22 protein-coding genes are annotated in these 25234 nt (G+C 47.3%); 15 read left to right on the forward strand and 7 right to left on the reverse strand.

The annotated features are described in order from the left end of the window. The first annotated feature begins 8 nt into the window (after positions 1-8). The 3 genes from SCIP_RS02885 to SCIP_RS02895 all read left to right on the forward strand — a co-directional run bounded on the left by SCIP_RS02885 (position 9) and on the right by SCIP_RS02895 (position 2479). The gene (locus SCIP_RS02885) at positions 9-728 is read left to right on the forward strand and encodes a DUF1287 domain-containing protein (protein ID WP_006293020.1); all 720 of its coding nucleotides are present in this window, start codon (positions 9-11) and stop codon (positions 726-728) included. Between the two features lie 60 nt (positions 729-788). Next, entirely contained in the window at positions 789-1496 is a 708-nt protein-coding gene (locus SCIP_RS02890) for a uracil-DNA glycosylase family protein (protein ID WP_006293021.1), read from the forward strand. A 176-nt stretch (positions 1497-1672) separates the two neighbouring features. Continuing rightward, entirely contained in the window at positions 1673-2479 is an 807-nt protein-coding gene (locus tag SCIP_RS02895) for an ion transporter (protein ID WP_231287967.1), read from the forward strand. Positions 2480-2518: 39 nt separating this feature from the next. On the opposite strand, the gene SCIP_RS02900 is transcribed toward SCIP_RS02895, so the two are convergent. After that, a complete protein-coding gene (locus tag SCIP_RS02900; protein ID WP_006293023.1) occupies positions 2519-2875 on the reverse strand; it encodes a DUF6176 family protein in 357 nt (118 codons plus the stop codon). 94 nt (positions 2876-2969) lie between these two features. Here SCIP_RS02900 and SCIP_RS02905 point away from each other — a divergent pair, with 94 nt between their 5' ends. Next, positions 2970-3695, forward strand: coding sequence for a sugar O-acetyltransferase (locus SCIP_RS02905; protein WP_006293024.1), 726 nt, complete (start codon positions 2970-2972; stop codon positions 3693-3695). Between the two features lie 155 nt (positions 3696-3850). Here SCIP_RS02905 and SCIP_RS02910 read toward each other — a convergent pair whose 3' ends face one another. Continuing rightward, complete coding sequence (locus tag SCIP_RS02910) at positions 3851-4417, reverse strand: NADPH-dependent F420 reductase (RefSeq protein ID WP_006293025.1); 567 nt, start codon at positions 4415-4417, stop codon at positions 3851-3853. Positions 4418-4751: 334 nt separating this feature from the next. On the opposite strand from SCIP_RS02910, the gene SCIP_RS02915 reads away from it, so the two are divergent. Beyond that, entirely contained in the window at positions 4752-5111 is a 360-nt protein-coding gene (locus SCIP_RS02915; protein ID WP_048349259.1) for a winged helix-turn-helix transcriptional regulator, read from the forward strand. On the opposite strand, the gene SCIP_RS02920 is transcribed toward SCIP_RS02915, so the two are convergent. Then, entirely contained in the window at positions 5108-6394 is a 1287-nt protein-coding gene (locus SCIP_RS02920; protein WP_050752368.1) for a CapA family protein, read from the reverse strand. The genes SCIP_RS02915 and SCIP_RS02920 overlap by 4 nt on opposite strands. Positions 6395-6615: 221 nt before the next feature. On the opposite strand from SCIP_RS02920, the gene SCIP_RS02925 reads away from it, so the two are divergent. The 6 genes from SCIP_RS02925 (at position 6616) to pcp (ending at position 14131) form a co-directional block, all read left to right on the forward strand. Continuing rightward, positions 6616-7122 (forward strand): flavodoxin, encoded by a 507-nt coding sequence (locus tag SCIP_RS02925; protein ID WP_006293028.1) that lies wholly within the window; start codon positions 6616-6618, stop codon positions 7120-7122. 134 nt (positions 7123-7256) lie between these two features. Continuing rightward, positions 7257-8021: a carboxymuconolactone decarboxylase family protein gene (locus SCIP_RS02930; protein ID WP_006293029.1), complete on the forward strand. Its 765-nt coding sequence runs from the start codon at positions 7257-7259 to the stop codon at positions 8019-8021. A gap of 124 nt (positions 8022-8145) precedes the next feature. Beyond that, entirely contained in the window at positions 8146-9753 is a 1608-nt protein-coding gene (locus tag SCIP_RS02935) for a TerB N-terminal domain-containing protein (protein WP_040590563.1), read from the forward strand. A gap of 28 nt (positions 9754-9781) precedes the next feature. After that, the gene (locus SCIP_RS02940; protein ID WP_040590566.1) at positions 9782-11095 is read left to right on the forward strand and encodes an ATP-binding protein; all 1314 of its coding nucleotides are present in this window, start codon (positions 9782-9784) and stop codon (positions 11093-11095) included. Between the two features lie 70 nt (positions 11096-11165). Next, complete coding sequence (locus SCIP_RS02945; RefSeq protein ID WP_006293032.1) at positions 11166-13451, forward strand: DEAD/DEAH box helicase; 2286 nt, start codon at positions 11166-11168, stop codon at positions 13449-13451. A gap of 5 nt (positions 13452-13456) precedes the next feature. Next, positions 13457-14131, forward strand: coding sequence for a pyroglutamyl-peptidase I (gene pcp, locus SCIP_RS02950; protein WP_006293033.1), 675 nt, complete (start codon positions 13457-13459; stop codon positions 14129-14131). Between the two features lie 38 nt (positions 14132-14169). Here the strand turns inward: pcp and SCIP_RS02955 are convergent, their stop codons facing one another. The 3 genes from SCIP_RS02955 to SCIP_RS02965 all read right to left on the reverse strand — a co-directional run bounded on the left by SCIP_RS02955 (position 14170) and on the right by SCIP_RS02965 (position 17270). Then, complete coding sequence (locus SCIP_RS02955; protein ID WP_040590568.1) at positions 14170-15084, reverse strand: alpha/beta hydrolase; 915 nt, start codon at positions 15082-15084, stop codon at positions 14170-14172. 121 nt (positions 15085-15205) lie between these two features. Beyond that, a complete protein-coding gene (locus tag SCIP_RS02960) occupies positions 15206-16522 on the reverse strand; it encodes a nucleobase:cation symporter-2 family protein (protein ID WP_040591056.1) in 1317 nt (438 codons plus the stop codon). A gap of 79 nt (positions 16523-16601) precedes the next feature. After that, positions 16602-17270: a xanthine phosphoribosyltransferase gene (locus SCIP_RS02965; protein WP_006293036.1), complete on the reverse strand. Its 669-nt coding sequence runs from the start codon at positions 17268-17270 to the stop codon at positions 16602-16604. Between the two features lie 259 nt (positions 17271-17529). Between SCIP_RS02965 and SCIP_RS02970 the strand changes: the two genes are divergently transcribed. The 3 genes from SCIP_RS02970 to rpsD all read left to right on the forward strand — a co-directional run bounded on the left by SCIP_RS02970 (position 17530) and on the right by rpsD (position 22660). After that, positions 17530-20193 carry a UvrD-helicase domain-containing protein gene (locus SCIP_RS02970; RefSeq protein ID WP_231287970.1) on the forward strand — a complete coding sequence of 888 codons (2664 nt, stop codon included), beginning with the start codon at positions 17530-17532 and terminating at the stop codon, positions 20191-20193. 67 nt (positions 20194-20260) lie between these two features. Beyond that, entirely contained in the window at positions 20261-21802 is a 1542-nt protein-coding gene (locus tag SCIP_RS02975) for a serine hydrolase (protein WP_171821031.1), read from the forward strand. Positions 21803-22033: 231 nt separating this feature from the next. After that, positions 22034-22660 (forward strand): 30S ribosomal protein S4, encoded by a 627-nt coding sequence (gene rpsD, locus SCIP_RS02980; RefSeq protein WP_006293039.1) that lies wholly within the window; start codon positions 22034-22036, stop codon positions 22658-22660. 219 nt (positions 22661-22879) lie between these two features. Here the strand turns inward: rpsD and SCIP_RS02985 are convergent, their stop codons facing one another. After that, positions 22880-24091, reverse strand: coding sequence for a MalY/PatB family protein (locus tag SCIP_RS02985; protein ID WP_006293040.1), 1212 nt, complete (start codon positions 24089-24091; stop codon positions 22880-22882). A 130-nt stretch (positions 24092-24221) separates the two neighbouring features. Between SCIP_RS02985 and SCIP_RS02990 the strand changes: the two genes are divergently transcribed. Continuing rightward, positions 24222-25106, forward strand: a complete 885-nt coding sequence (locus tag SCIP_RS02990) for a LysR family transcriptional regulator (protein ID WP_006293041.1) — start codon at positions 24222-24224, stop codon at positions 25104-25106. The last annotated feature ends 128 nt before the right edge of the window (positions 25107-25234 follow it).

Consider the following 25234-nt stretch of genomic DNA (forward strand, 5'->3'; position numbering starts at 1 on the left):
AAGAAAATATGAGCCAGCGAAGTAAGAAAAAGATAGTCATTAGGATTACGAGGATTGCAGCAGCCGTCATCTGCCTGAGCTTGATAATTGGACTTGTATATTATCTCTGGGCTAATCCCTGGTGGAACAATCATGGAACGAGTCTTACATCCGAAACCAAAGATTATTCGCAAGAGTTTAAAATTCCGCAGGTGCATAGCTCTCACGATGCTGATCATGATGGAATTGATGATCAAATAGATATGTTGAAAAGTGCCAGGGCTTATGTTGCTGGTCATCCTCGGTATAAAAGCAAATATTACAGTGGAGGTTATCCAACTGACCGTTATGGGGTCTGCACCGATGTTGTGGCAGCAGCTTTTAAGGGAACTGGCTATGATTTGCGCCTGATGGTTGACGCAGACATCCGGTCGAATTTAAAGATTTATGGCCTTGCTTCAGCAGACAACAATATTGATTATCGTCGGGTAAAAAATCTTCGTATTTATTTTCCCCGCGCGGCCGCAAGAGGGCAATTCATATCGCTGACTACTGACGTGAAGAAAATCAAGGACTGGCAGGGAGGGGACATAGTGATTTTTGCCAATCATGTTGCTCTTGTTTCCAATAAACGTGATTCGCATGGGATTTCTTATGTTATTCATCTTCATGATCCGAATCAGAAGTCGTATGAACAGGATTACCTGCCGGGTCGTACTGATATCGTCGGCCACTATCGCCTGGCGTGAAAGGAAGTTTCGTGAGCAATGAAATGTGGCTCAAATTCGAGATAGCATGAGAATTTCCAGATGATTTCTAATGTGATTAGCAAGGAAAATTTTCAGCTGCATCCTTTTGCAGCTGATCAGCAGGAAACGCCGGAAATCCAGCACATTATTAATGACATCATTGCTGATCCCATGAATCAGGATTTCACTAGCAGGAATATTCAGCCACTCGTATCCATTCATCAACAAGCACGAATCGTCCTTATTGGCCAGGCACCGGGCAGGGCAGCTCAGGATTCGATGATTCCCTGGAATGATAGGAGCGGGGATCGGTTACGGCAATGGATGGGAATTGATAAGAATACTTTTTATCAGTCTGACCGTATAGCAATTATGAATATGGATTTTTATTATCCTGGCAGCAAAGGTGATAGAAGATGTGCAGATGGGGCAGGGAAGAAACCAAGAAAAGGACCTTCTTCTGATCTTCCTCCTCGATCCGGATTCGCTGAAAAATGGCATCCTTTGCTTCTGGAACAAATGCCCAACGTTAAATTAATTCTTTTAATTGGTTTTTATGCAGTTCGGAAATATCTGGGACTCAGGCCAAAAGACAGGCTGACTGATGTGGTTAAGGATTATCAGGGGAATCCTCTTTATTTTCCTCTGGTCCATCCCTCTCCCCGTAACCAGATCTGGATGACGAAAAATCCCTGGTTTGCTGGGGAAACCTTGCCTTTATTGAAAAGACGGGTAAGGCAGACTCTCGACTTACCACTTACCGTATAAAATGAGCATAAAATGAGCATGAGCATGAATAGAATATGAATATATGAATGGCTTACATAATCTGACGGGACATTCCATTTATAAGTATTTCTGGCCTGAACCCGAGATAAAGTGAGATAAAGTAAGATAAAATATGATGCAGAATGTGTTTTTCTCCTACATGAATCGAGGAATCAATGGATGATGATATGAATCTCCTGGAGGAAATCAGTTCCGAAGGAACCACTGCTGATCCTGATGATAGGGAAGACCTTGCTAAAAATTCTCAGAAACAGGGAATTCGGTGGAAGCTGCATGATCTTATCAATGGGAAAAGTGAAGCCTCCAGCGTGTATGGAAAGTCCATGAGTTTTATCATTATCATAAGCCTGATTCCTCTGTGTTTCAAGCAGACCTGGCCTATTTTCACCGTAATTGAGTATATCTGTACGGCTATTTTTATTCTTGACTATTTGGTGCGGTGGATAACTGCGGATTATCAGTATGAGCAAGGAATTTGGTCTTTCCTTGTGTATCCTTTCAGGCCCATGGCTATTATAGATCTTCTATCGATCCTTCCCTCCTTCCTGGCGCTTAATTCGGTCTGGCGATCGCTGCGGACTCTTCGTTTGTTCAGAGCAGTGAGAGCTTTCAAGTTTATCCGTTATTCAAAGAGCGTTCGAGCCCTGGCCAGGGTTATTCTCAAGCAAAAAGAATCCTTGGCAATCGTTCTGTTTTTCTCCCTGGGATATGTTGCTATTACGGCTGTACTCATTTTCAACGTGGAGCCTCAAACGTTTCATTCGTTTTTTGATGCCTTGTATTGGGCTGTAGTCAGTCTGACCACTGTTGGCTACGGAGATCTGTACCCCACGACAGAAGTGGGTAAGGTGATTGCTATGCTGTCATCCATTATGGGGGTAGTAGTTGTGGCTATGCCCTCAGGTATTATCACAGCTGGTCTGGTTGATGAACTCAAAAGGGAGTCGCGCCGCACTCTGTAGTCTCAGGGTAGTCTCATGTTTCCAGCAGGATGTGTGTTTTTATCTGTTATTAATCCAGTCAGTCAAATCAGGCTCGACCAGGCTGACTTGCAGATTCAGGTCTTCTCCATGATCTTCCGGAGTCATGACTAGGCATTCATCCCAATACTCCAGGTGTTTTTTGTCTATCCAGGAAGTGGATTCCTCAACATTCTGACCTCCCTCTTTCTGGAAGGTGAACCAGTAAAGGTACATGTGATCATCGCGGACTTCGGAGAAGATATTTTCCACATACATTTTCTCGCCCTTGAGCGTCAGGAGCGTATCGGACATGTGAGTATTAAGAAAAGTCATCCATTCGAGAGCCTTCTCTTCTTTTCCCTTTTTGACGGTAAACCTACTAAGTTCGGTAATCATGGTTATCTATCCATTTCTTTCGTTACTATGACCTTGTAAGGCGTATTCTTATACCGCTGCTGGCAGCAAGTATAACAGATAAAGGATAATAATTATGAGTGATCAAATCGAAGAAGAATTGACTGAAAGCCACAGTTCGACCGGGAAATCTGCATGGTCAGCAGGGGAGAAAGCAAATTCGACAGGAGTTATCTGCGCTTCCAGCGAGCAAGAGAAAATGCTGGCTGGAAAAATATACGATCCTTCAGATCCTCAGCTGGCATCGCTGAGGCAGCGGGCACATCGCCTGAGCAAGGAATACAATGATTTGCCGGATACAGATGAGAGGCGGGAGCAAATCCTTTCTGAATTGATTGACCAACAAGGGCCGGGTATTTTCTTGCAAGGTCCAATCCAGTTTGATTATGGTTGTTTTACCCATATTGGAGAGAATACTTATGCAAACTTTAATTTTACCGTTGTTGACTGCTGTTCAGTGACGATAGGCAAGAACGTCTTTTTTGGTCCCAATGTCTCTCTGCTCGCTCCGGTGCATCCTTTGAGGTATGAAGATAGAAACCTCTATCGTAAGGCTGATGGCGAATTAACTGATCGGGAATATGCCAAGCCAATCACCATCGGAGATAATTGCTGGATTGCCGGAAATGTTACCGTTTGCGGGGGAGTGACTATTGGAGAGGGCTGCGTTGTTGGTACTGGCAGTGTAGTTACCAGGGATATTCCAGATGGATACCTGGCATTCGGATCTCCCTGCCGGCCTATTCGTCCTATTAGCCAGGAAGATTCTTTGAGCAATCATCCGGAACTTTTTGAGGATTGATTTTCCCTGTGGGCACTTTGACGATGTGGTTATATGGTCATAAAAAATGTGTTTGGTTTCCGCCCAGGCGGGAGCCAAACACATTTCGTGATAATAAACACTGTCCCGATAAACTTGGTAAGTCTTCTATAAATTTAATTACTTATTCAGCTTAATTACTTATTCAGGGAGAAGCCACCGAGTGAACTGATTTTTTGGCGTACACCCAGGGTCATCTGGAAGAAGCCAAAAGCTTCCAGTTCACGGGCACGCTTTAGGCTTCCGGCGTCAACTACGTTCAAAGGGCTGCCCTGCAAGGCCTGAGCAAGAGATTCCTTGGCCTGGTCATCATCAGAAGCCATGAAAACCGTTACCTCATTATCGCCTACTTTGCCTGTCGTCAGCGTACCGGAAAAATTAGTATTGAAAGCTTTAATAACAGAGCTCTGGGGGAGTTTAGCTTGGAATTCTTCAGCTGCGGAGGTACCAGCTGGAACAAGGAGTGAATCGAAAGTGGCAAAATCAACAGGGTTAGTGATGTCAATAACAATCTTACCGGCAAGTTGATCTTTGTACCTTTCAATGATGTTATCGACAGCGGCATAGGGAACGGCCAGAATGACAATCTGGCCCAACTCGGCCCCGTCTTCATGTCCCAGGAAAGACACGGTGTTGCCCGCATCCTCGAAATTCTTCGCAATGGCTTTGCCCATGGTGCCTTTACCAAAAATGGTTATCTGCATATTATGTTCCCTTCGTTTGTGAATGTAGCTGATAAAATGTTGTAGCTTTATACTACCACATTAGGAGAAAAAAGAAACTAGTAACCAAATAGTAACCTAATAACTAGGTAGAAAGAAAAAGTGTTTTAACTGGGAAAAAATATTTTTATTTTCTCTATGAGATGAATTGGATATCGTATAAATTGTACAATAGGTGCAGATAGGAAGCATGCTCATCCTGGTGAGTGAGGAAACAGGAATTGAGCGAGCAAAATATTAGCAAGTAAAATATTACTTAGTAAGGTGGTATTACACAGTAGGGTGGTATTACTTAGTAAGGTGGTGGGAATATAACATGGCAGTGAGTGAACCGGTCTGTCAGTCTGAGAATCTAGCTGACATTTGTCCGGTAGTTTTGACAATGAGTCTTATAGGTAATAAGTGGAAAATTCTTATCATGAGGGATTTGCTGGACGGGCCGCTGCGGTATGGAGAACTGAAGAAGAGCGTGGGACCCATAAGCTCCAAAGTCTTGACTGAAAATCTGAGACAGATGGAAAGGGATGGAATCTTGACCCGAACCGTTTATGCCGAAGTCCCGCCTCGGGTGGAGTACCAGCTGAGCCCTTTGGGAGAGACAATGCGACCTATTATCGACAGTATGAGGGCCTGGGGGAATAATTATAAAAAAGAGAATGAGGTCAGGGAATCTTAGGTCAGGGGGCCGATGGTAATTCTTTTATCCATAGATCTGACTCTCGCACTGTACTCTTTGTAGAGAGATGAATAGTTTTTCAGGAGAGAATTATTGAGCTCCTGGAAAGTATATACTTTGACCCTCGACCTCTTTCCCGGGTAGGTTCCCACCATATGAGTGTAAATCAGATCTGCTGTGGGATTGCTGACAGTTACTGTAGAGGTGCTGCCAGTCTTAGAGATTCTGCTTGTTTTGGTGATGGTCAGGGACCCAATCATGCCAATCAGGTTATCCGTCTTTAGCTGAGAAGAAATTAAATTTCCCATGGCATAAAAAACAGGAGTTTTTCCTACCCACTGAAAGGGTTGTATAGTATGAACATGGTTGCCGATAATGATGCCAGCCCCCGCCTTACTCAGCTTCCGGGCGAGAGTTTTTTGCTCCTCATTAGGTTCATGGGCATACTCAGTTCCCCAGTGCATGGCTACAATAACCAGGTCAACCCGCTTTTTGGCCTCTGCTACCTTAGCCAACATTTCTTTCTCATGACCGGGGTAATAGTTGACTTCCCAGGGATACTGCGGGGTAATCCCGTTGGTCCCATAGGTATATGAGAGAAAAGCTAGGGAAATCCCCTTGACTTTCATGGTGGCTAGGTGGTCATATTCAGCCTGGCTGCTGTTGGTTCCCTGAGCCAGCACTCCTTTTTGCGCGTTCCAGAATTTACGGGAATTTTGTATTCCTTTCAGCCCCCTGTCCAGAGCGTGGTTATTGGCAGTGGAGACTAAGTTGAAACCCTGAGAGACCATATAAGTGCCAAACTGTTGAGGACTGTTGAAAGTAGGATATCCGGACAGGCCCAGGGAGCTTCCGCCTAGAATGGTTTCCTGATTGTAATATTCCAGGTCATACTTACGGGCTATGGAAGTAACGCTGCTAAGCTGCTTATCAAAATTGTAACGATCCGGTCCTATTTGAGCATCTTGGTAGACGGTGGAATGAAGGAGGGCATCCCCGGCCAGGAAGAGAGAAATACTGTTCTTGCGTACTGTTATCTGTGGGGTCTTTTGCGATGAAGGATTTGTTCCCTGTCTTTTCCTTTTTACCTGCTGGCTGCTGTTGGTTCCCTCTGACCCAGATATTTGGCCGGCTATGCGCCTGACAAGGACGACACCTGCAATCACTATTGCGATAACGGTTAAGCAGATAATAATTTTTTTCAGGGGAGAAAACTTTTTCTGATACAGCTTTCCTTGGCTGCCAGTATTGTCACCAGTCCGTTGTTTCTTCCCGTTTGCCATGATGCCCGGGACTCCTTTGTACGTAAAGCTGCCTTCGTGTTGAAAGCTAAGAAAATATAAAGCTTGTTTCCTTAGTTTACTATAGCTTTTCCTCTGTCTCTGACAAACTCCGATTTTTCTTATTTCTCGTCTTTCCTATTTCCTTTCTGTATAGGTGCTATAGATGAAAGGCATTTGTTTTCAATGAATTTACACTTACAATAGAAGCGAAAGGATTAATCATGGCAAGATTGGCACTAGTAGTTTTTTCTCAAACGGGAATTACATTCAGGCAGGGGGAGGTTCTTTCGGATATTCTGAGAATACCTCTTATTCGTCTTGAGCCTCAGCAGCCCTATACAACTGCTGATATAGATTGGCATAATGATAAATGCCGGGCTAATCGAGAGATGGGTGATGAATATTCCAGACCAGGCATAAAGCCCCTGCCACTTCCCGAGGACTTCGATCTGCTTTTCCTGGGATTTCCTCTCTGGTGGGGAACCGCTCCCCGGGTGGTTGATACTTTTGTTGAAGCATCAGACCTGAAGCACAAGAAAATTGCCCTTTTTGCAACGTCAGGTTCCAGCCCGGCAGATCAGTCTGCCAGGGATCTTCAGAAGCTGCTTCCGGAGACGAAGATTCTTGATGCCCAGAGGGTAAATGGCTTCAGCAGAAAAAAGCTGGAAGAATGGGCTGAAAAGATGATTTCAGAAGCAGATAATGAAGCCGATCAGAAAGGAAGCTAATGAAAATTTTTTGGTGCAGGTGCTTCGGGACGGGTAGGCAATGCCCTTGTTTTCCGCCTGACCGGCGATGGTCATCAGGTCGTCGCTGGCGCCAGGCGATATTTTAAGTAAAAGTGATAGCAAAGGTGATAACAATGGCTAAGATTATACAAACAGCAGGACGGGATCGACTGGGAGATTTTGCTCCGCAATTTGCCCATTTTAATGATGACGTCCTCTTTGGTGAAGAATGGAATAATGCTGATATATCTTCAAAAACTCGCAGCATTATTACCATTTCTGTTTTTATGGGACGGGGACTGGCTGATTCGTCTCTTAAGGCTCATCTTGTGATGGGGAAGAAAAATGGGATCAGCCGGAAGGAAATAACCGCCATCATAACTCACGCAGCTTTTTATGCTGGCTGGCCGGTTGCCTGGGCTGTTTTCACAATGGCACAGGAGATATGGACAGAGGATGAAGACACTGACCAGGGTCTGCAGGTGGGAAAGGCTGATAACCCTTCCCTGGAAGAGTATGCTAAGACGATTTTCTTCCCCATTGGAGACCCTAATGATGCCTATGCTCAATACTTTGATGGTCAGAGCTATCTAGCACCCATACAGACAGAAGGGCTGGACATCTCCAATGTGACATTTGAGCCTGGCTGCCGCAACCATTGGCACATTCATCATGCTTCCCAGGGCGGTGGTCAGATGCTGATTGCGGTTGGTGGCCGGGGCTACTATCAGCTGGAAGGGCGGGAACCAGTGGAACTTAAACCTGGTGATACAGCCTTCATTCCCCCTAATACCAAGCATTGGCATGGGGCAGCTCCGGACAGCTGGTTCTCGCATTTAGCTTTTATGGTGCCTGGGAAAGATATGAGCAATGAGTGGCTGGAACCAGTGGAAGGGTAGGCCAGAGCTGGTTGGCGACAACGGGCAGGTCGGAAAGGTGGTTATACACGATAGAATAGCTTAACTGCCAGGTCTCTTTTGGATCTGGCTTTCCGATCCGGCCCGGTCTTAATAAGGAGTGCTTATGTCTGGTGAGAAAATATACAGGGATGTTCCCATCTCTGACAGACCAGACAGGCCTGTTAGCCTTGACAGGCCAATTCATCGAATTCCCCATCAAATTCGGGCTATTCGATCTCTTCAGATTTCCTTTGAACGGCCTTTTCCCCAGGAAAGAGAGTCTGTTTTTGTCCACCAGGCTCAGCTCTTACACTCATACGAGGATGATTTTTATTATCCCTATCAGGTGATTCATTATTATCCAACCTTTGCTTCTCTGACTGACGAGGAGCTGAGAGGCTATGTGGGCTGGAGGACCAGGCTGAGAAAAGGCCAGGGTCAGGCTGAATCCCTGACCTATGCGTATTTGTATATTTATGAAATAATTAATCAGATTGGGATATCTGAACCTCGTGACGGATTCAGCCAATTGACTGATTTCTTTTCCCTTTATGGGAGCTGGGATCCGCATATTCTTAAATTTAAAGATCAGTGGCTGCAGGATTATGTGGTCTACTATCAGCTTGATTCCCAGCTTCTTCCGCCTGGATGGGACCTGGCTTGGGATCAGGAGCTTTGGGCTTTTGAGCATCCTTTTCAGGCAGATGATAAGACCCTGTCGGCAGCTACGATGGCAGCTTCAGGTCTGAATCTTGCTGCCAAATCAGTCTATAAAAAACATGGTGATCTTCTTGACGCTGCACTTCATGTAATGGCTGGAGTATTCCGGCAGATGACGGATCATTATTCACGCAGGCGGAAGAACTCTCTTTTTACTGACTATTTTGGCAGCAAAGGCACTGTTCCCTATGATATTTTTGAGACAGTGCCCTTGTATAAAACGAAGAAATATAAGAATAGAGATTATGATTATGCTGTTGATCGTGACAGAATTTTCCATTCCTCCCATGGTTGGTGGTCAGTAACAGGGTATGACCATCCCCGGGGGCGGAACATAAAGATGCATAAATTGGTGGATAATCTTGATCGCTGCATTCGTCTGCATTACAATTTGACCAGGGCGTCAGAAAGAATTCCTCAGCTGCCGGCATGGATGAATAAAATAATAAATGATGAGCTGGTCCGCTGGGATCAGCATCTCGCTGCCCTCCGCAGACAGACCGTTACTGTGGACCTGTCTCAGCTGGAAAGCATCCGTTCTGATGCAGCCGTAACCAGAGATAAGCTGATTGTGGAAGAAGAGACTGATGCTCCGGCTGAGGCAGACGGTGTAGATCGGACTATGAGCCAGGCTGCTAATTTTCAGGCTGCTGATTTTGATATGCAGGAGCATTGCCCTGGAGCCGACAGGAAGGGGAGGGCTGAGGAAAACGGTCAGCCTGGTGAGGAAGGTCTTAGGACATCTGAGGATAAAGAGGATAAAGAAGAGAGTATTTCGTCTGGCCCTGCCCTGCTAAACCCCCAGGAAGTCAGACTGCTGTCCTGCCTGTTGCGTGGAGACAGTCTGGACTGGGTCAAGCATGAGGGGGAGGCAGTCTCCCTCTTGGTCGATTCCATTAACACTAAACTTTATGATCAATTTCTCGATACAGTGATAGAAGGTGACGACTCGCCGCAGATTATTGAAGATTACAGGGATGATGTGGAATCTCTGATTGCCATGATAGAATAGAACATATGTTCGATTACTGGAGGCGATCATGAGGATTCCCAAGAGAATCAGTCAGACTGTCATCAACTCACTTAAAGGCGGCGTCGTGCCCAGAATTGGGCTGCCATATATAACTGTGGGCAGGAAGAATGAGATCGATGCTTTCCTGCATGATGCCGAGATAATCTCTCAGGGAGGAGCATCGTTCCGGTTCATTGCAGGCCGGTATGGCAGTGGAAAAAGTTTTCTTCTGCAAACTATACGTAACTATGTTATGTCCAAAAATTTTGTAGTTGTCGATGCTGATTTGTCGCCTGACCGCCGCCTTCAGGGGACCAAAGGACAGGGGCTGGCTACTTACCGGGAACTGATACAAAACATGTCAACTAAAACAAGACCCGAGGGTGGCGCCTTAACCCTGATTCTTGATCGATGGATCAGTGGTATTCAAGGCCAGGTCAGACAGGAGCTGGGGCTGGACTTCGGTGATCCGGCCCTGGCTCCAGCAGTCGATAAGAAGATATCTGAGGTCATTTTTAGCCTGTCCGATATGATTCACGGTTATGACTTTTCCCACCTGTTGACCTTGTATTATCAGGCTTATCTGAAAGGTGATGAGCAACAGAAAGCCAAGGTTGTCCGCTGGTTCAGGGGAGAATATGATACAAAGACTGAGGCCAGGCAGGAACTTGGCATAGGAATTATTATCAGTGATGATGACTGGTATGATTACCTGAAAGTATTTGCCAACTTTCTGACTTATGCTGGGTACTCGGGAATGCTCATCCTGATTGATGAACTGGTCAATATCTATAAAATTCCCAACGCCATCACCAGACAGAATAATTATGAGAAAATATTAACCATGTATAATGATGCCATGCAAGGGAAGGCTCATCATATAGGTGTAATTATGAGCGGAACCCCTGAATGTATGGAGGACAGACGTCGTGGAGTATACAGCTATGAGGCTCTGCGCTCGCGTTTGGCCCAGGGGCATTTTTCTGGCGAGCATAAGGATCTTCTGGCCCCAGTCATTGACTTGCAGCCACTGACAGCTGAAGAAATGCTGGTTTTGGTTGAAAAACTTGCTGATATTCATGCCGGTTTATACGGCTACCAGCATATGCTCAAGCAGGATGATCTGGTTACTTTTATCACAATTGAGTTCGCTCGAGTGGGAGCTGATTCCCATATCACACCCCGGGAAATTATTCGAGATTTCATAGAGGTGCTGGATATTATTTATCAGAATCCGTCTCTGACAGTAACCCACCTTCTTCACTCTGATGACTTCACCTATGCTCGTACTGCTATTGACAGTCAAGAAACTACCAAAGAATTTGCCCAATTTGAGATTTAGCTGTCCCCAATCCCTGCAAGAGAGAAATACGGAAGTGGAATGATCAACCCAGGAAAGCAGGTAAACAGAAATGGATGTGTTTAACCGGTATGCGCCTTTTGTACAGGACTATATTTACAGAAATGACTGGAAGAATCTTCGGGCTGTTCAAGTAGCCGCAGCTGAGGCTATTTTTCATACCGACGATAATGTTCTGCTGACTGCGTCTACGGCATCTGGGAAAACGGAAGCGGCCTTCTTTCCCATCATTACCCTCTTCTGTGAGAATCCTCCTTCTTCAGTGGGCTGTATTTATATTGGTCCTCTGAAGGCACTGATCAACGATCAATTTTCGCGTTTAACGGATTTATGCAAAGAAGCTGACATTCCCGTTTGGCATTGGCATGGGGACGTTGCTCAATCCCATAAAAACCGGCTTCTACGGCACCCCTCCGGTATTCTCCAGATTACCCCGGAATCCCTGGAAGCCCTTCTTCTACATAAACATTCCGCCATTCCTCAACTCTTCTGTGATCTGCGATTTATAGTCATCGATGAAGTTCACTCACTTCTCAGGGGAGATCGGGGAGGGCAGACTCTCTGCCTGATTGAACGTCTCTCCCGCCTGGCTGGAGTTAATCCCCGAAGAATTGGTCTGTCTGCCACAATTGGGGATCCCCAGAAAACTGGAGATTTTTTGTCTGCAGGAACTGGAAGAAGAACGATCATTCCTCAGTTTGATTCCCCCCGTGCTCCCTGGCGCTTATCTATGGAACATTTCTATATTAAAGATACTCAGGCCGCATCGGGGAAGACAATAGAACAAGCAGCTCAGCCTCTGGACCAGAAAACTGACAATGCTCCTCCTAAAGCGGACCCAGGCATAGGCTACATTTTTGAACATACTCGAGGCAAGAAATGTCTGGTCTTTGTGAATTCCAGGGAAGAGTGTGAGTCGATAACCACTGATTTAAGACGGTATTGTGAGGAAAATCATGAACGAGACCGATTCCTGATTCATCACGGCAACTTGTCTACTTCTTTTAGAGAAACAGCAGAAGATCTGATGAAAGATGATTCCCAACTGCTGACAACTGTTACCACGTCGACCCTGGAGTTGGGGATTGATATTGGCCGGTTGGAGAGGGCTTTTCAGCTAGATGCTCCCTGGACAGTTTCCTCCTTCCTCCAAAGAATGGGACGTACTGGCCGCAGGGGCAAGCCTGCGGAAATGTGGTTTGTCATGAGGGAAGATGAGCCAGAACCCCGGGCTATGCTTCCTGCAACCATACCTTGGAAACTTTTACAAGGAATTGCCATGGTTCAGCTTTATTTGGAGGAGAAATGGGTGGAACCGGCTAATCTGGGACGACTGCCATATAGTCTTCTCTATCATCAGACCATGAGTATTCTTGCATCCAGTGGGGAAACGTCCCCAGCCGCCCTGGCATCTCAGGTATTGTCTTTGACGTATTTTCACAGAATCAGCCAGGAAGACTACCGGGTTCTCCTGCGCCACCTTATTTCCATCGGGCATATTCAGCAGACACCTGAGGGTGGATTAATCGTTGGTCTGGCGGGGGAGAGAGTGGTCAATACCTATAAGTTCTATGGGGTTTTCCAGGAGAGTGAAGAATTTACTGTGCGCAGTGAGTCCCGTGAACTGGGAACGATTGTATCGCCCCCTCCCGTGGGAGAAAAACTTGCTATAGCAGGTCATGTGTGGACTGTCCTTGATATAGATAGAAAACGGCGTCTGGTGTATTGTCAGATGGTTAAGGGGAAAGTTCCTGCATATTTTGGTGAATGCCCCGGGGATATTCACACTCGAGTTTTAGAGAGGATGCAGAAGGTCCTGTCAGAGAACAAGTCTTACCCCTATCTGATGAAGAACGCGGTAGCCCGCCTGGATCAGGCCCGGTTTACAGCCTTCCATTCGGGCACTGACCGAAAGCCTCTGATACATTTAGGTGGTAGCACATGGTGTCTTTTACCTTGGTTGGGAACTTACTCTTTTATGGCTCTGGAACGTTTTCTGAAAATCCGGTGTTCCAATAGACTGGGATTGAAAAATCTGAATTCTTTCAAACCTTTCTACCTGCAGTTCACTATGAAGGTTGATGAGAAAACATTCTTTGCTGTTCTGGCTGATGAAGTAAAAAGGCCTCTTGATCCCATGGAACTTGTCTACAAGGGAGAAGTTCCTTACTTCAACAAGTATGATGAATATGTTCCTGATTCCTTGGTACGCAAAGGATTTGCTTATGGAATACTGGATATTGAGGGTATGAAAAAAAGAATTAGCCTCTGGACTTCCTCTCTGATTGAATCGGAACCTGTAGCTAGGACAGGACTGGATAGTAGGATAGGGGAATGAATTTTATGCATAAAACAGTAGTGATTACTGGCTTCGACCCCTTTGGAGGAGAGCCTGTTAACCCAGCTTTCCAGGCCGTCTCCCTCTTACCTGATGCAGTCGTTTACGGTCAGGGTCAGCAGGCTGATGTGATCAAAGCAGAAATTCCAACCTCATTTACCCGATCAAAACAGGCTGTGACTGAGCTGGAAAATCATTATCATCCTGACCTGTTTATCTCAGTTGGTCAGGCTGGAGGACGTTCCGCTATTACCGTGGAAAGAGTAGCTATCAATCTAGAAGACGCCCGCATACCAGATAATGATGGGGAAGAACCACATGATCAGCCTGTTATTCAGGGAGATCAAACCGCATATTTTTCCACTTTGCCTGACAAAAATATCGTTAAATCCATGAACGAACAAGGAATTCCAGCCCAGCTGTCGTACACAGCAGGAACATATGTATGCAATGCCGTCATGTACACCCTTCTTGCGCTCAGGCAGGATGAAAAAGGACCGGAAAGGAAGCCGCCGCATATCTCCGGCTTTATTCACGTTCCCTATTCAACAGAGCAGGGCAAGGGTAAACCAGAAGGAACTCCGACCATGCCGGTGGATACCATGGCCCAGGGATTGCAGACAGCAATAGCAGTGTGTCTGGAAAGCCTCAGCATAGTACAGTCCAGGCCTGGAAACTGAGCTGAACCTGGAAGTCTTTAGTGCGGGAATAGGAATGATCAGTAAAAGCGGTTAAAGAAGGCAATTTCGTCCTTATTACACTGCAGAGCCACAGGATTTCTTACATCGCAATGAAAAACATGGCCCTGAGGATTTTTGCTATCCCCATAAGAATGGAACTCGTGCTCGGCTCCAATTCCAGAAAGATAACCGTCCAGGCGGACGCTGCAATCCCGGATAAAATCGTCGTTAGCCGTTTGAATAAAGAGAGGAGGAAGATCAGCAGTCATATATTTTTCAGTTGCAATCATGTCCTGGCGGTCTTGGAGCGAATCCTTGGTAAAGTATGCTTCTATAGCTCCAGAAATTATTCCTGGCATAGTCAGGAAAGAAGCCCCACAGTTAACAGCAGCAGCCTTTACCGTCAGTTTGGGGAGTTCATAGCCGAAAAGAGCCCGGAACTGAGGATTAGTCAAGATTGTCAGATATTGATCAACCATCTGGCCACCAGCACTATCTCCAACAAGAAAGAGACGGGAAAGATCAAGATTGTAGTCCCCCGCATGATGGTCCAGCCAGTGAAAAACTCGATCAACATCATCCATCTCCTGGGGAAAGTGGGAATGAGGAGGAAGACGATAATTGAAATTTATACAGGCAAAGCCCATCTGAGCCAGACTCATCAGATAAAACTGATAAGTTTCCTTAGTTCCATAAACCCAGCCGCCCCCATGAATGCTGACAATAACTGGGGCTCCTTTCTGATGCTGAGAATCAGACTTTTGAGGAGCATATTCTTCGGGCAGATAAATATCCAGGAGATTCCATTTGCCTGCTGGACCGTAACTGATATCATCATAACGGACAACACCAGGGACCTGCAAGGGCAGCCCCTTATCCCGCTTGTCATCATTCTTCTTAGCAGCGATATTCATAGCGGTAGCCGCTGCCAAAGCCTGTGGACTCGCAACCATGGCCACTCCTTTGTCATCCTTGCTTATCTTTGATTACCTGTGCTCGTCTGCGCCAGGTTTATACTACAAATTTTTTTATACTACAAATTTTACCCTTGCCAATTCGCTTGACGGAGGCTTTTTACTCCTGGTGATTCTTCTGCAGTGAATTTGACCGTCCTGGAAGAACCCAGGACAGGATCAAGGCGATTACAAAAGCGATAGCAATAGCATTGCTGGCGAAAATCTGCTGCACCAGGGCAGGAGCATACCTAAAGACAGCGGGAACCTGGGTGAAACCAATTCCCATGGTTAGGGAGAGGGCAGCAATGGTGATATTCCTCTCGGAAAACCCGGCTTTAGCAATCATCTGGAAACCAGAAACTACAATATTCCCAAACATGACAATGGTGCAACCGCCGAGAACTGCCTGGGGGAGGGAATTGAAAACAGCCGCAATCGGCGGGAAGAAACTGGCCAAAATAAGAACTAGCCCGCCTGACAGGATTACCTTACGGTTAACTACCTTGGTCATGGCGACCAGACCAATGTTTTGCGCGAACGAGGTTAGGGGCATAACCCCAAAGAGGCCGGCGAAGGAAGAAATCAGGCCATCTCCAGCAATAGCACCAGCCGTTTCCCGGGCAGTGGGCTGGCGATTAAAACCAACATCAGTTAAGGCGGCTGTATCTCCCAGTACTTCCACAGCAGACACCAGGTAGAGCAGGGCAAAGGAGATAATAGCCCCTGAATCAAACTGAGGTTTAAAAGGCATGAACCGGGGGAAAGAGACAAAAGAAAGATGAGAGAAGGAAGAAAAATCCACCTTGCTCAGGCAGAGAGCAAGAATATAGCCCACTACCAGGCCAAAGAGCACTGACAGCTGCTTCAGGGTTCCCTTGGCCAGAAACTGGAAAGACAGGCAGCATATCAGGGTAACTGTAGCGATGGTGATGTTCTGCCAGCTGCCAAAGTCCTTGGCCCCATCGCCGCCGCCAAAGGACTTTGCCCCGACAGAAAGAAGAGAAAAACCAATAGAGGTGACAACAACGGCAGACACAATAGGAGGGACCAGACGTCTCCACCAGGTGGCGGTCAGCCCTAAAAAGACTTCAAAAAGTCCGCCAACGAGGATAGCACCTACAACAGCTCCATAGCCTTTATCAGCAACAATTGCAGCGGCAGCAGCATAATAGGTAAAAGAAATTCCGGTTACCATGGGTAGACGGCTGCCTATGCGCCAGATAGGAAAAAGCTGGAGAACAGTTCCCAACCCTGCTACCAGTAGGCCTCCCTGGATGAGCCAGGATCGCTGGCTGGTATCCATTGCGGCGGCGGAAGCGATCAGGATGAGAGGAGTCAAATTCGCAACGAACATAGCCATCACATGCTGAAGGCCAAAAGGGAGCCCCTTCCACAGGGGAATAGGTGCATCGAAAGTACGCAGGGCAGTTGCGATTGATCTATTATCCGATTGAGCCTGCTGGTCAACTGATTGATTATTGGCGGATGGACTGGATTGATTCACCTGAGTTTTGCTATTTTTCCTGGTCACTGCCTTCTCCCTGGCGTGAAGTGGCAGAAGAGTCAGAATTCTCAGAAGAGTCGGAATCCTCAGAAGAATCAGAGTCGGCGAATTCTATCTGCCCTGTTTCCGGATCCATAGAAAGTACATTAGCCAGGGACTCTACCCGGTAACCCCTAGCTCGCAAGGCATCACCGCCTCCCTGAAAGCCTTTTTCCACAGCAATTCCAAAACCTTCTACTACCACTCCGGCTTCTTCACAAATCGACAGAAGGCCATTCAGGGCATTGCCATTGGCCAAAAAGTCATCAATAATCAGAACATGTTCTCCCGGGACCAGGAATTTTTTGGCTACAATAACCGGGAATTCTTTCTGCTTGGTGAAAGAATAGATAGATGTGCAGTACTGATCACCATCAAGATTGATAGACTGTGCTTTCTTGGCGAAAACAACAGGGACATTATGAAAATATCGGGCCGCACAACAGGCGATCCCGATACCAGATGCTTCAATGGTGAGAATTTTATCAATTCGAACGTCCTTAAACAAACGGGCCCATTCCTCACCCATGGCGTCAAATAGGGCCACATCGCACTGATGGTTCAGAAAAGAATCAACTTTAAGAACATTCCCGTGTTTGACAGTGCCTTCTCGCCTAATACGATCTTCTAGGATTTTCATAATGCTCCACTGTAAAGAAAGAAAATTGAAAGTATGCTCACATACTAGCGGGAAGAAATGACGAAAGAGGGAAGAGAATAAAATGGTTCTCATATTGTGGACTGAGACAGCAGATAAGAGAGGGACCTTCTTCTGCTTTCAGAGTTCAGAAACGGCCGGAGAGTTGAGAAACTAATTCTGGTGTTGACTGCCGAGTATGGTAAAAAGGTATGTCATTTAGGGAGGCGGCCAGCTTCCTGAGCGAGTTTCTGGAGGATTAATGGCAATGAATCCGTCTGTTGGCGAGGCTTTTCAAGGTTTTACTGCTGGTAGTAAGGACACTGGTAGTAAGGACAACAGCAGGGACCATCTGATAAGGCGGGACTCAGCCTTTCTTCTGGAGGGACTAAATCAGCAGCAGGCAGAAGCTGTTCGCTATCAGGGCCCGGCTCTTTTGATTGGAGCGGGAGCCGGTTCGGGGAAGACTAGGGTATTGACCCGGCGGATAGCCTGGGCTCTGAGCCAGTGGGGAGCCTATCCCAGTCAGATTTTGGCGATTACCTTTACCAACAAGGCTGCCAGAGAAATGAAAGAGCGCCTTGCTACTCTTGTTGGTCCTGTGGCAGACAGGATGTGGGTTTCTACCTTCCATTCAGCCTGTGTGCGCATTTTGCGCCGGCATGGCAAGGATATTGGTCTTCAGAGCGGGTTTTCCATCTATGATACGGCCGATTGCCAGCGCCTGGTCAAGCTGATTTGTCAGGATTTGAACATTGATTCCAAGCGATACACCCCCAGGGCCATATTGAGCACTATCTCCGACTGGAAGAATTCCCTGGAAGATGCTCAGACAAAATTGTCTGAATATGCTCCAGATTTCCATCCTGATATACCTGTTCATTCTTTGGGCGATGGGGGGAATGCAGAGCGCGTTTATGCCATCGTGTACGGAGAGTATCAGCATCGGTTAGCTTCTGCTAATGCTGTGGACTTCGATGATTTGATTATGCGGACGGTGGAGCTTTTCCGCCGGAGCCCTCAGGCTCTGGATTTCTATCGACGGCGGTTTTTATATATTTTTGTTGATGAATATCAGGATACCAATCATGCTCAATATCAGCTGATCCGGGCCTTGAGCGGAGTGGATGAAACTGTCCATACTTCTCAGACGCAGACCGACACTGACAGTTCAAGACCGGAAGCTACGCCAGTACGGCCTGCCTGGATCACTGTGGTGGGAGACTCTGATCAGTCAATTTATGCTTTCCGGGGTGCTGATATTTCTAATATTTTGGATTTTGAGAAGGATTTTCCCCAGGCAAAAACCATCATGTTGGAGCAGAACTATCGGTCGACCCAAACTATTTTGGATGCAGCCAATGCAGTCATTTCCCAGAATCAGGGACGCAAACCCAAGAAATTGTGGACAGATTTAGGGCAAGGGGATTCCATTGTGGGTTTCGCCGCTGACAATGCCCAGCAGGAGGGACAGTGGGTTGCCCGTACGATTGCTCAATTGGCTGCTGAAGGGGAATACTCGTATTCAGATATGGCCATCATGTACCGGGCCAATGCCCAGTCTCGGGCCTTGGAAGAAGCCCTGATCAGTGCAGGAATTCCTTACCAGTTGGTAGGAGGAACAAAATTTTATGAACGTCGGGAGATTAAGGATGCCCTGGCTTACCTGCAGTGCCTGTCTAATCCTGCTGACGATGTGAATACCAGACGGATTTTGAATGTGCCCAAACGAGGATTGGGTCCCAGAGCAGAATCCATGCTTAATGCCTATGCCTCGCAGGAAGATATTACTTTTTGGCAGGCTATCAATCGGGCAGAATCGATACCGGGAATGACCAGCCGAATCCTTCATCCTCTTCAAGCTTTTAGGGATTTGATGACAGGTTTAAGGACTTTTGCCCAGGATAATGACAGCCATCCCGCTGCCATTGTTCAGCAGGTTTTGCAAGAAAGCGGAATTCTCAGGGAGCTCGAAAAATCTCTGGATCCGCAGGATATGTCCCGGGTTGATAATCTGTCTCAGTTGCAGTCAGTTGCAGCCGAGTTTGAACAGACTGCTATGGATGCTACTTTATCGGGATTTCTGGAAACTACCTCTTTGGTGGCTGATGCTGATGCCTTGCCTGATCAGGGAGAAAATAGAGGTCAGGTAACTCTCATGACTCTCCATACGGCTAAGGGGTTGGAATACCCTGTTGTATTCCTTACAGGCATGGAAGAGGGGACTTTCCCCCATGCCAGAAGCATGGAAAATGAGTCTGAACTGTCAGAAGAAAGACGGTTGGCTTATGTGGGGATTACCCGTGCCCGCAGGCGTCTTTATCTGACCCGTTCCGCAGTCAGGGCTCAGTGGGGGAATGTCCAAGAGCTGATGCCCAGTAGATTTTTGGATGAAATTCCCCAGGAACTCATCAGCTGGGACCGCAAGGAAGCAACTTCGGAGAGGATTCGTAGTCGCTGGGCCCAAGGTGATGATGATTGGGATGGGGATGAGGCTGAATTCGGCGGATTTGATGATGACTATTCTTCTTACTCTCGGTCGTATGGGAGCAGCACCTACGGGGGCAGTTCTTACGGAGGTAGTTCTTATGGGAATAGGTCTTACAGGAGCAGCACCTACGGGGGCAGTTCTTATGGGGCACCAGGATCGAGCTGGAAGAATAGGCATCATAAGAGCGGGAAAATTACGACAAAGCATACGAGTAGACGATCCCCATCCTCCCCGTCGTCATCGTCAGCCTCGGCCAGGCCCACAGTATCCATTGATCAGTTAAGCCTAGGTGATAAAGTCATACATGATCAGCACGGTTTGGGAACCGTGATTGAGCTTCAGGATAAAGGGGCAAATTCAATAGCAACCGTTGATTTTGGCTCTAAAGGTGTGAAGAGACTTCTTCTGCGGCTGGCTCCTCTGGAGAAACTCTGAAAATCCTGGGCCCTGTTGCCATGGGCACATCAGGTAAAAGAGCAGATTATTTTCGTGAATGGATCCTATGAAAACCAATGAGACAAGTCAGCCGCATAAACTGACTGTAGCTAGGCTGCTAAGCAGGCGTCTCCTGGCCTTTTTCCTCTCCTTTGCAGTCCTGATATGCTGTCTACCGATAGGACAGGCTTCGGTTTTTGCTGCTCACTTGCCTGATAACAAGGCATCGCGGATATCTTCATCCGGGCCATCCCCATCCTCATCGTCGTCATCATCAACTTCAGAAGGGGTACCCCATATTACTGCTGCCCATGCCTTTGCCATGGACTATGCCACAGGCAGGATTTTGCTTAATCAGTATGGAGACCGACCAGCCGGTATTGCCAGCATGACTAAGGTTATTACCCTCTATCTTGTGTATAAAGCCATAGACCAGGGGAAGATCAGCTGGTCCACCAAAGTTCCTATATCGTCTTATTCGTCCCGCATATCCACTAACTGGCTGACCACGACTGTGCCCATGAAGAAAAAATCGTACACGGTCAGGGACTTAGTCACTGCTGCCTTCGTAAAATCTGCCAACAGTGCTGCCATATCCCTGGCTGAGAAAATTGCCGGCTCTGAGCCGCGTTTTGTAGATATGATGAGAAAACAGGTCAGACAGTGGGGGATTACCGATGCCAAGCTTTACAATTCTTCGGGTCTGAATAATAGTTTCCTTGATAAAAATATTTATCCAGGATCATCGAAGAAGGCGGAGAATATGATGAGTGCCAGGGATATTGCTCTTGCCGTCTGGCATTTTATTCATGATTATCCCCAGGTTTTGTCTATGACCAGTAAAGCACATGCCACTTTTGACGGCATGCCCCTGACCTCGACTGACCATATGCTTCCGGGGCTGAACTCGGCTTATCCTGGATTAGATGGTTTTAAGACCGGAACCACGGAGATTGCCGGTGCCTGTTTTGCGGCAACAGCAGTCAGACATGGGATGAGGGTTATTACCGTTATTCAACATGCCTCTCATGCTGATGGGAATGAGGAAGCCCGCTTTCAAGCCATGAAGAAACTCCTGGATTACTGCTTTACTGCTTATGGTCTGGTTGTAGTTGTCAGGAAAGGGAAATCTTTCAAAGGCAGCTCCCTGCCTCTTGTCGATGGAAAGAAGAAGAGCGTCCCCCTGGTAGCCCAGTCAGATTTGACTGTCTGCTTGTCGCAGAAGGAAAAAGTACTCCTTACATCGGCCACTGACCCCTCTACATCCTCCTTTGCCAATACTGCCATTCCTGTCATCCATACCCTATTTACTGAGGTAAAAGCTCCCGTGAAGAAAGGAAAAGTCCTTGCTACCCTGGCAGTTACCCAGAGAAAAGATTTTACCGGAGTAGTGGCTCTTCCTTCTACTAATCTCAGTGCTGGGCAGACTGTTGACCGGAAGCCTCAGGAATCTCAGGACCCTGGGTGGAAGAGATGGCTGGACTCCCTGTGGAAGAAGATCAGTTCCCGCATGTCGTCCTGGTGGAAGTCGGCAACTTCCTGGCTTCACCAAACCTGGCAATCGTTCCTGTCATCCATACAACAATGGTGGGATGGGATTTCTTCCTAGCCTGGTGTATAGTCAAAACTTGTGTTATGCATAAAATCATATCCGAAAAGATAGGGTTGTATGTGCATAAGACGTCTGAAGTCATAGTCCGTCAACGGTTCGATACGGCATGTAGGGTTCGCCCTATCTGTGCTGTACTGCAGATATCTGCATTAGCGTTGGAGAGACCAGACTTAGGTGGGGCATAGTGCTTCGCCTGCGTACAAACAACGACAGATAGGAAATAATATAATGACAAAAATTCAGCGTGCACGCCGTCAGGTGCGCCTGTCCCGTTCACTGGGCATTGCCCTGACTCCTAAGGCTCAGCGCCTTTTTGAGAAGCGTCCTTACGGACCTGGTGAACATGGCCGTGACCGTCGTCGGGCCGAGTCCGATTACGCCGTACGTCTGCGCGAAAAGCAGCGTCTGCGTGCTCAGTACGGTATTTCTGAGAAACAGCTGCGTGCTGTTTATGAGCGCGCTACCCGTGCTGCCGGTCAGACTGGTACCTCTATGCAGGTTCAGCTGGAAACCCGCTTGGATGCGTTGGTTCTCCGGTCTGGTTTTGCTAGGACTACAGCTCAGGCTCGTCAGTTCGTAGTTCACCGTCACATCCTGGTAGACGGCAATATTGTTGATCGTCCCAGCTACAGGGTCAAGCCCGGCCAGACTATTCAAGTCAAGCCCAAGAGCCAGACCATGGAGCCTTTCCAGGCTGCTGCCGAGGGTGTTCACCGCGATGTTCTTCCTCAAGTTCCTGGATATCTGGACGTCACTCTTCCTTCCCTGAAGGCAACCTTGACCCGTCTTCCCGAAGTGGAGGAAATTCCTGTTCAGGTTAATATTCAGTATGTGGTTGAATACTACGCCCGCTAAATAAAGTCTTTTTTCAAGTCTTTTATCTTTTTTGGCCTTGTGCAGAAGTGCCTCAGCAAAGGCATGAGGTACATCAGCCTAGGTATGAGATACTGTGGCAAAAGCATGAGATGCCTGGGCAAAGAAAGATGAGGGCATAAAAAACCGTCTGTCAGGAGAAATCCTGCAGACGGTTTTTGTATAGTTTTGTATTGCCTTATATAGTTCTATCTAGTTCTGTTACTGCTGTCTGCTCAATGCCTGAATCAGCCTGTCAGTACCGTCTTCCACCAAGGTGCGGGAGGTTCCTAAATTCATCCTCAAAAACGCAGCCCCGGAGGGTCCGTACATTTTTCCTGATGACAGATAAAGTCCGGTTTGCTCACGAATTTGACGGCTTAAGAGGTCGGCATCACTGGTGAAGGCACGGCAGTCCAGCCAGAGCAGATAGGTGGCATCTGACCGGGGAATATGCAGATTCGGCAGGTTCTTGCTGAGCTTTGTTCTTGCATAATCCTTATTTTCCTGAATATAGTGATTAACTGCCCGCAGCCAGTCCCGGCTGTGGGCATAGGCTGCAATGGCAGCCGGGCAGGAGAAAACAGTGGGCTCTGCAACTCCATCCCTGATCAGCTGGGCTTGAACCCTGCGGCGGATCCAGTCAGTGCTGACTACTAGGTAAGCCGAATGAAGGCCGGCAATATTAAATGCTTTCGAGGGGGAATTGCAGGTCACAGCCACTTCTCGGGCAGCCGGGTATACGGATGCAAAGGGAGTATGAGCCAGGCCAGGTCGTCTAATATCGCAGTGGATTTCATCGGAGACTACTATCACATGATGATCTTTAGCCAGTTGGGCAATAATCGCCAAGTCATCCGCAGACCATATATTTCCTGTGGGATTCTGGGGATTGCAGAGGATCATCATGGTAGTCAGGGGGTCAGAAAAAGCCTCCTCTAAAGCAGCAAAATCCATGGAGTACTCGCCAGCTTGATAGATGAGGGGAGCATCGCAGACCTGACGTCCATTGTTAATAATGGAAGTATAGAAATTGTTGTAAACAGGGGACTGAACCACTATTTTTTCGCCTGGGTTGGTCAGAGAGCGGATAGCAGAAGAGATAGCGGGGATAACTCCAGCTGCAAAAATAACATCTGCTGGATTAATTTGTGTCTGATACTCCTGCCGCCACCAGGCAGCTATGGTCTGACCAAATTCGTCAGGAACCAGGGAATAGCCGTAGGTAGGGTTAGACACCCGCTCCCGCACAGCATCAACAATTGCAGGGGCTGTGGCAAAATCCATATCAGCCACCCACATAGGCAGCTCATGTGGCTTGGTGCTCCATTTCACTGAATCGATCTGGCTGCGGTCTACGGCTTCAAAAGGAAAAGGCCGGGAGGAGGAATCATGGTCACATGCCTCTGAGGCATGAGAAATAGTATCGGTCATATTTTTAGCATAGATGCGGATATGGATGGGCTGGAGAGAGAGGAAGAAAACCGCCCGTTTTCTGTCACAATGAATATTAGAATAGTAATATACGGATTATGAATACATGGCTGTATGAATGGAGACCATCATGGAAATTCGTGTCCTGGAATATTTCTTGACTGTTGTACAGGAAGAGAGCATTTCCGCAGCAGCTGATCTTCTGCATGTAACCCAGCCCACCCTGTCCCGCCAATTGATCGATCTGGGAAAAGAGCTGGGAGTCACCCTGCTGAACAGGGGAAGATACGGGGTGACCCTGACCCATGAGGGGATGATCCTGCGCAAGAGAGCAGAACAGATAGTGGATCTGGTTTCTGCTACCCGGGAAGAAGTGACAGAATCCGATCGGGACATCGGTGGGGAAATCCGCCTGGGCTGCGCTGAAACCGTGGCCTTTGATTATCTTGCCGGGGCTATGCACCAGGTCCGTCAGGAGTATCCTGGCATCACCTTCAGGGTCATGAGTTCCGATGCTTACGAGGTGATCGACAATCTGAACAGGGGACTGTACGATTTTGGCCTTCTGCTCAGCCCAAATTTTCCTGATACCTATGACTATCTGGAACTTCCTCACCAGGAGAAGTGGGGGCTCCTTATGAAATCTGATGACCCTCTGGCGGCAGATAGTCTTGATGCCGCTGTCCTCTTAAAGATTCCTCTTATCGTTTCCCGCCAGTGGGAGGACCAGGCAGGTCTGAGAATTCCGGGTCAGGGCCTGCTCAGACGAAATAAACTGAATATTGTATCTGTTTACAATCTGGCCTATAACGCTTCCCGCATGGTGAAGGCGGGCTTGGGTTATGCCTTGATAATTGACGGGTTAATTGATACTTCTGCCGGCAGCGGCCTTACCTTTAAACCCTTGGATGTGGACATCACAACGGTTCCTGCCCTGATCTGGAACAAACACAGGACAGAGACCAGGGCAGGTCAGATATTTAAAAATGCTCTGATTCAGTCAGTATCTGCATGATACTGACCTGCCAGAGTGCAGGTAAAAATGGCTTTCCCACTGTTGGGTATCGCTGCGCTGTCCTAGCAGAACCTGACCCTGCTTATTGAAAACACAGGCAGTAACCCCTATCAGCCACAGAGGTCTGT

Origin of the sequence: Scardovia inopinata JCM 12537 (assembly GCF_001042695.1) — a bacterium.
Taxonomy (GTDB): Bacteria; Actinomycetota; Actinomycetes; order Actinomycetales; family Bifidobacteriaceae; genus Scardovia; species Scardovia inopinata.

Coding starts and splice junctions, on each gene's coding strand:
- SCIP_RS02885 (WP_006293020.1), top strand. CDS start 9: ATGAGCCAGCGAAGTAAGAAAAAGATAGTCATTAGGATTACGAGGATT.
- SCIP_RS02890 (WP_006293021.1), top strand. CDS start 789: ATGATTTCTAATGTGATTAGCAAGGAAAATTTTCAGCTGCATCCTTTT.
- SCIP_RS02895 (WP_231287967.1), top strand. CDS start 1,673: ATGGATGATGATATGAATCTCCTGGAGGAAATCAGTTCCGAAGGAACC.
- SCIP_RS02900 (WP_006293023.1), bottom strand. CDS start 2,875: ATGATTACCGAACTTAGTAGGTTTACCGTCAAAAAGGGAAAAGAAGAG.
- SCIP_RS02905 (WP_006293024.1), top strand. CDS start 2,970: ATGAGTGATCAAATCGAAGAAGAATTGACTGAAAGCCACAGTTCGACC.
- SCIP_RS02910 (WP_006293025.1), bottom strand. CDS start 4,417: ATGCAGATAACCATTTTTGGTAAAGGCACCATGGGCAAAGCCATTGCG.
- SCIP_RS02915 (WP_048349259.1), top strand. CDS start 4,752: ATGGCAGTGAGTGAACCGGTCTGTCAGTCTGAGAATCTAGCTGACATT.
- SCIP_RS02920 (WP_050752368.1), bottom strand. CDS start 6,394: ATGGCAAACGGGAAGAAACAACGGACTGGTGACAATACTGGCAGCCAA.
- SCIP_RS02925 (WP_006293028.1), top strand. CDS start 6,616: ATGGCAAGATTGGCACTAGTAGTTTTTTCTCAAACGGGAATTACATTC.
- SCIP_RS02930 (WP_006293029.1), top strand. CDS start 7,257: ATGGCTAAGATTATACAAACAGCAGGACGGGATCGACTGGGAGATTTT.
- SCIP_RS02935 (WP_040590563.1), top strand. CDS start 8,146: ATGTCTGGTGAGAAAATATACAGGGATGTTCCCATCTCTGACAGACCA.
- SCIP_RS02940 (WP_040590566.1), top strand. CDS start 9,782: ATGAGGATTCCCAAGAGAATCAGTCAGACTGTCATCAACTCACTTAAA.
- SCIP_RS02945 (WP_006293032.1), top strand. CDS start 11,166: ATGGATGTGTTTAACCGGTATGCGCCTTTTGTACAGGACTATATTTAC.
- pcp (WP_006293033.1), top strand. CDS start 13,457: ATGCATAAAACAGTAGTGATTACTGGCTTCGACCCCTTTGGAGGAGAG.
- SCIP_RS02955 (WP_040590568.1), bottom strand. CDS start 15,084: ATGGTTGCGAGTCCACAGGCTTTGGCAGCGGCTACCGCTATGAATATC.
- SCIP_RS02965 (WP_006293036.1), bottom strand. CDS start 17,270: ATGAAAATCCTAGAAGATCGTATTAGGCGAGAAGGCACTGTCAAACAC.
- SCIP_RS02970 (WP_231287970.1), top strand. CDS start 17,530: ATGGCAATGAATCCGTCTGTTGGCGAGGCTTTTCAAGGTTTTACTGCT.
- SCIP_RS02975 (WP_171821031.1), top strand. CDS start 20,261: ATGAAAACCAATGAGACAAGTCAGCCGCATAAACTGACTGTAGCTAGG.
- rpsD (WP_006293039.1), top strand. CDS start 22,034: ATGACAAAAATTCAGCGTGCACGCCGTCAGGTGCGCCTGTCCCGTTCA.
- SCIP_RS02985 (WP_006293040.1), bottom strand. CDS start 24,091: ATGACCGATACTATTTCTCATGCCTCAGAGGCATGTGACCATGATTCC.
- SCIP_RS02990 (WP_006293041.1), top strand. CDS start 24,222: ATGGAAATTCGTGTCCTGGAATATTTCTTGACTGTTGTACAGGAAGAG.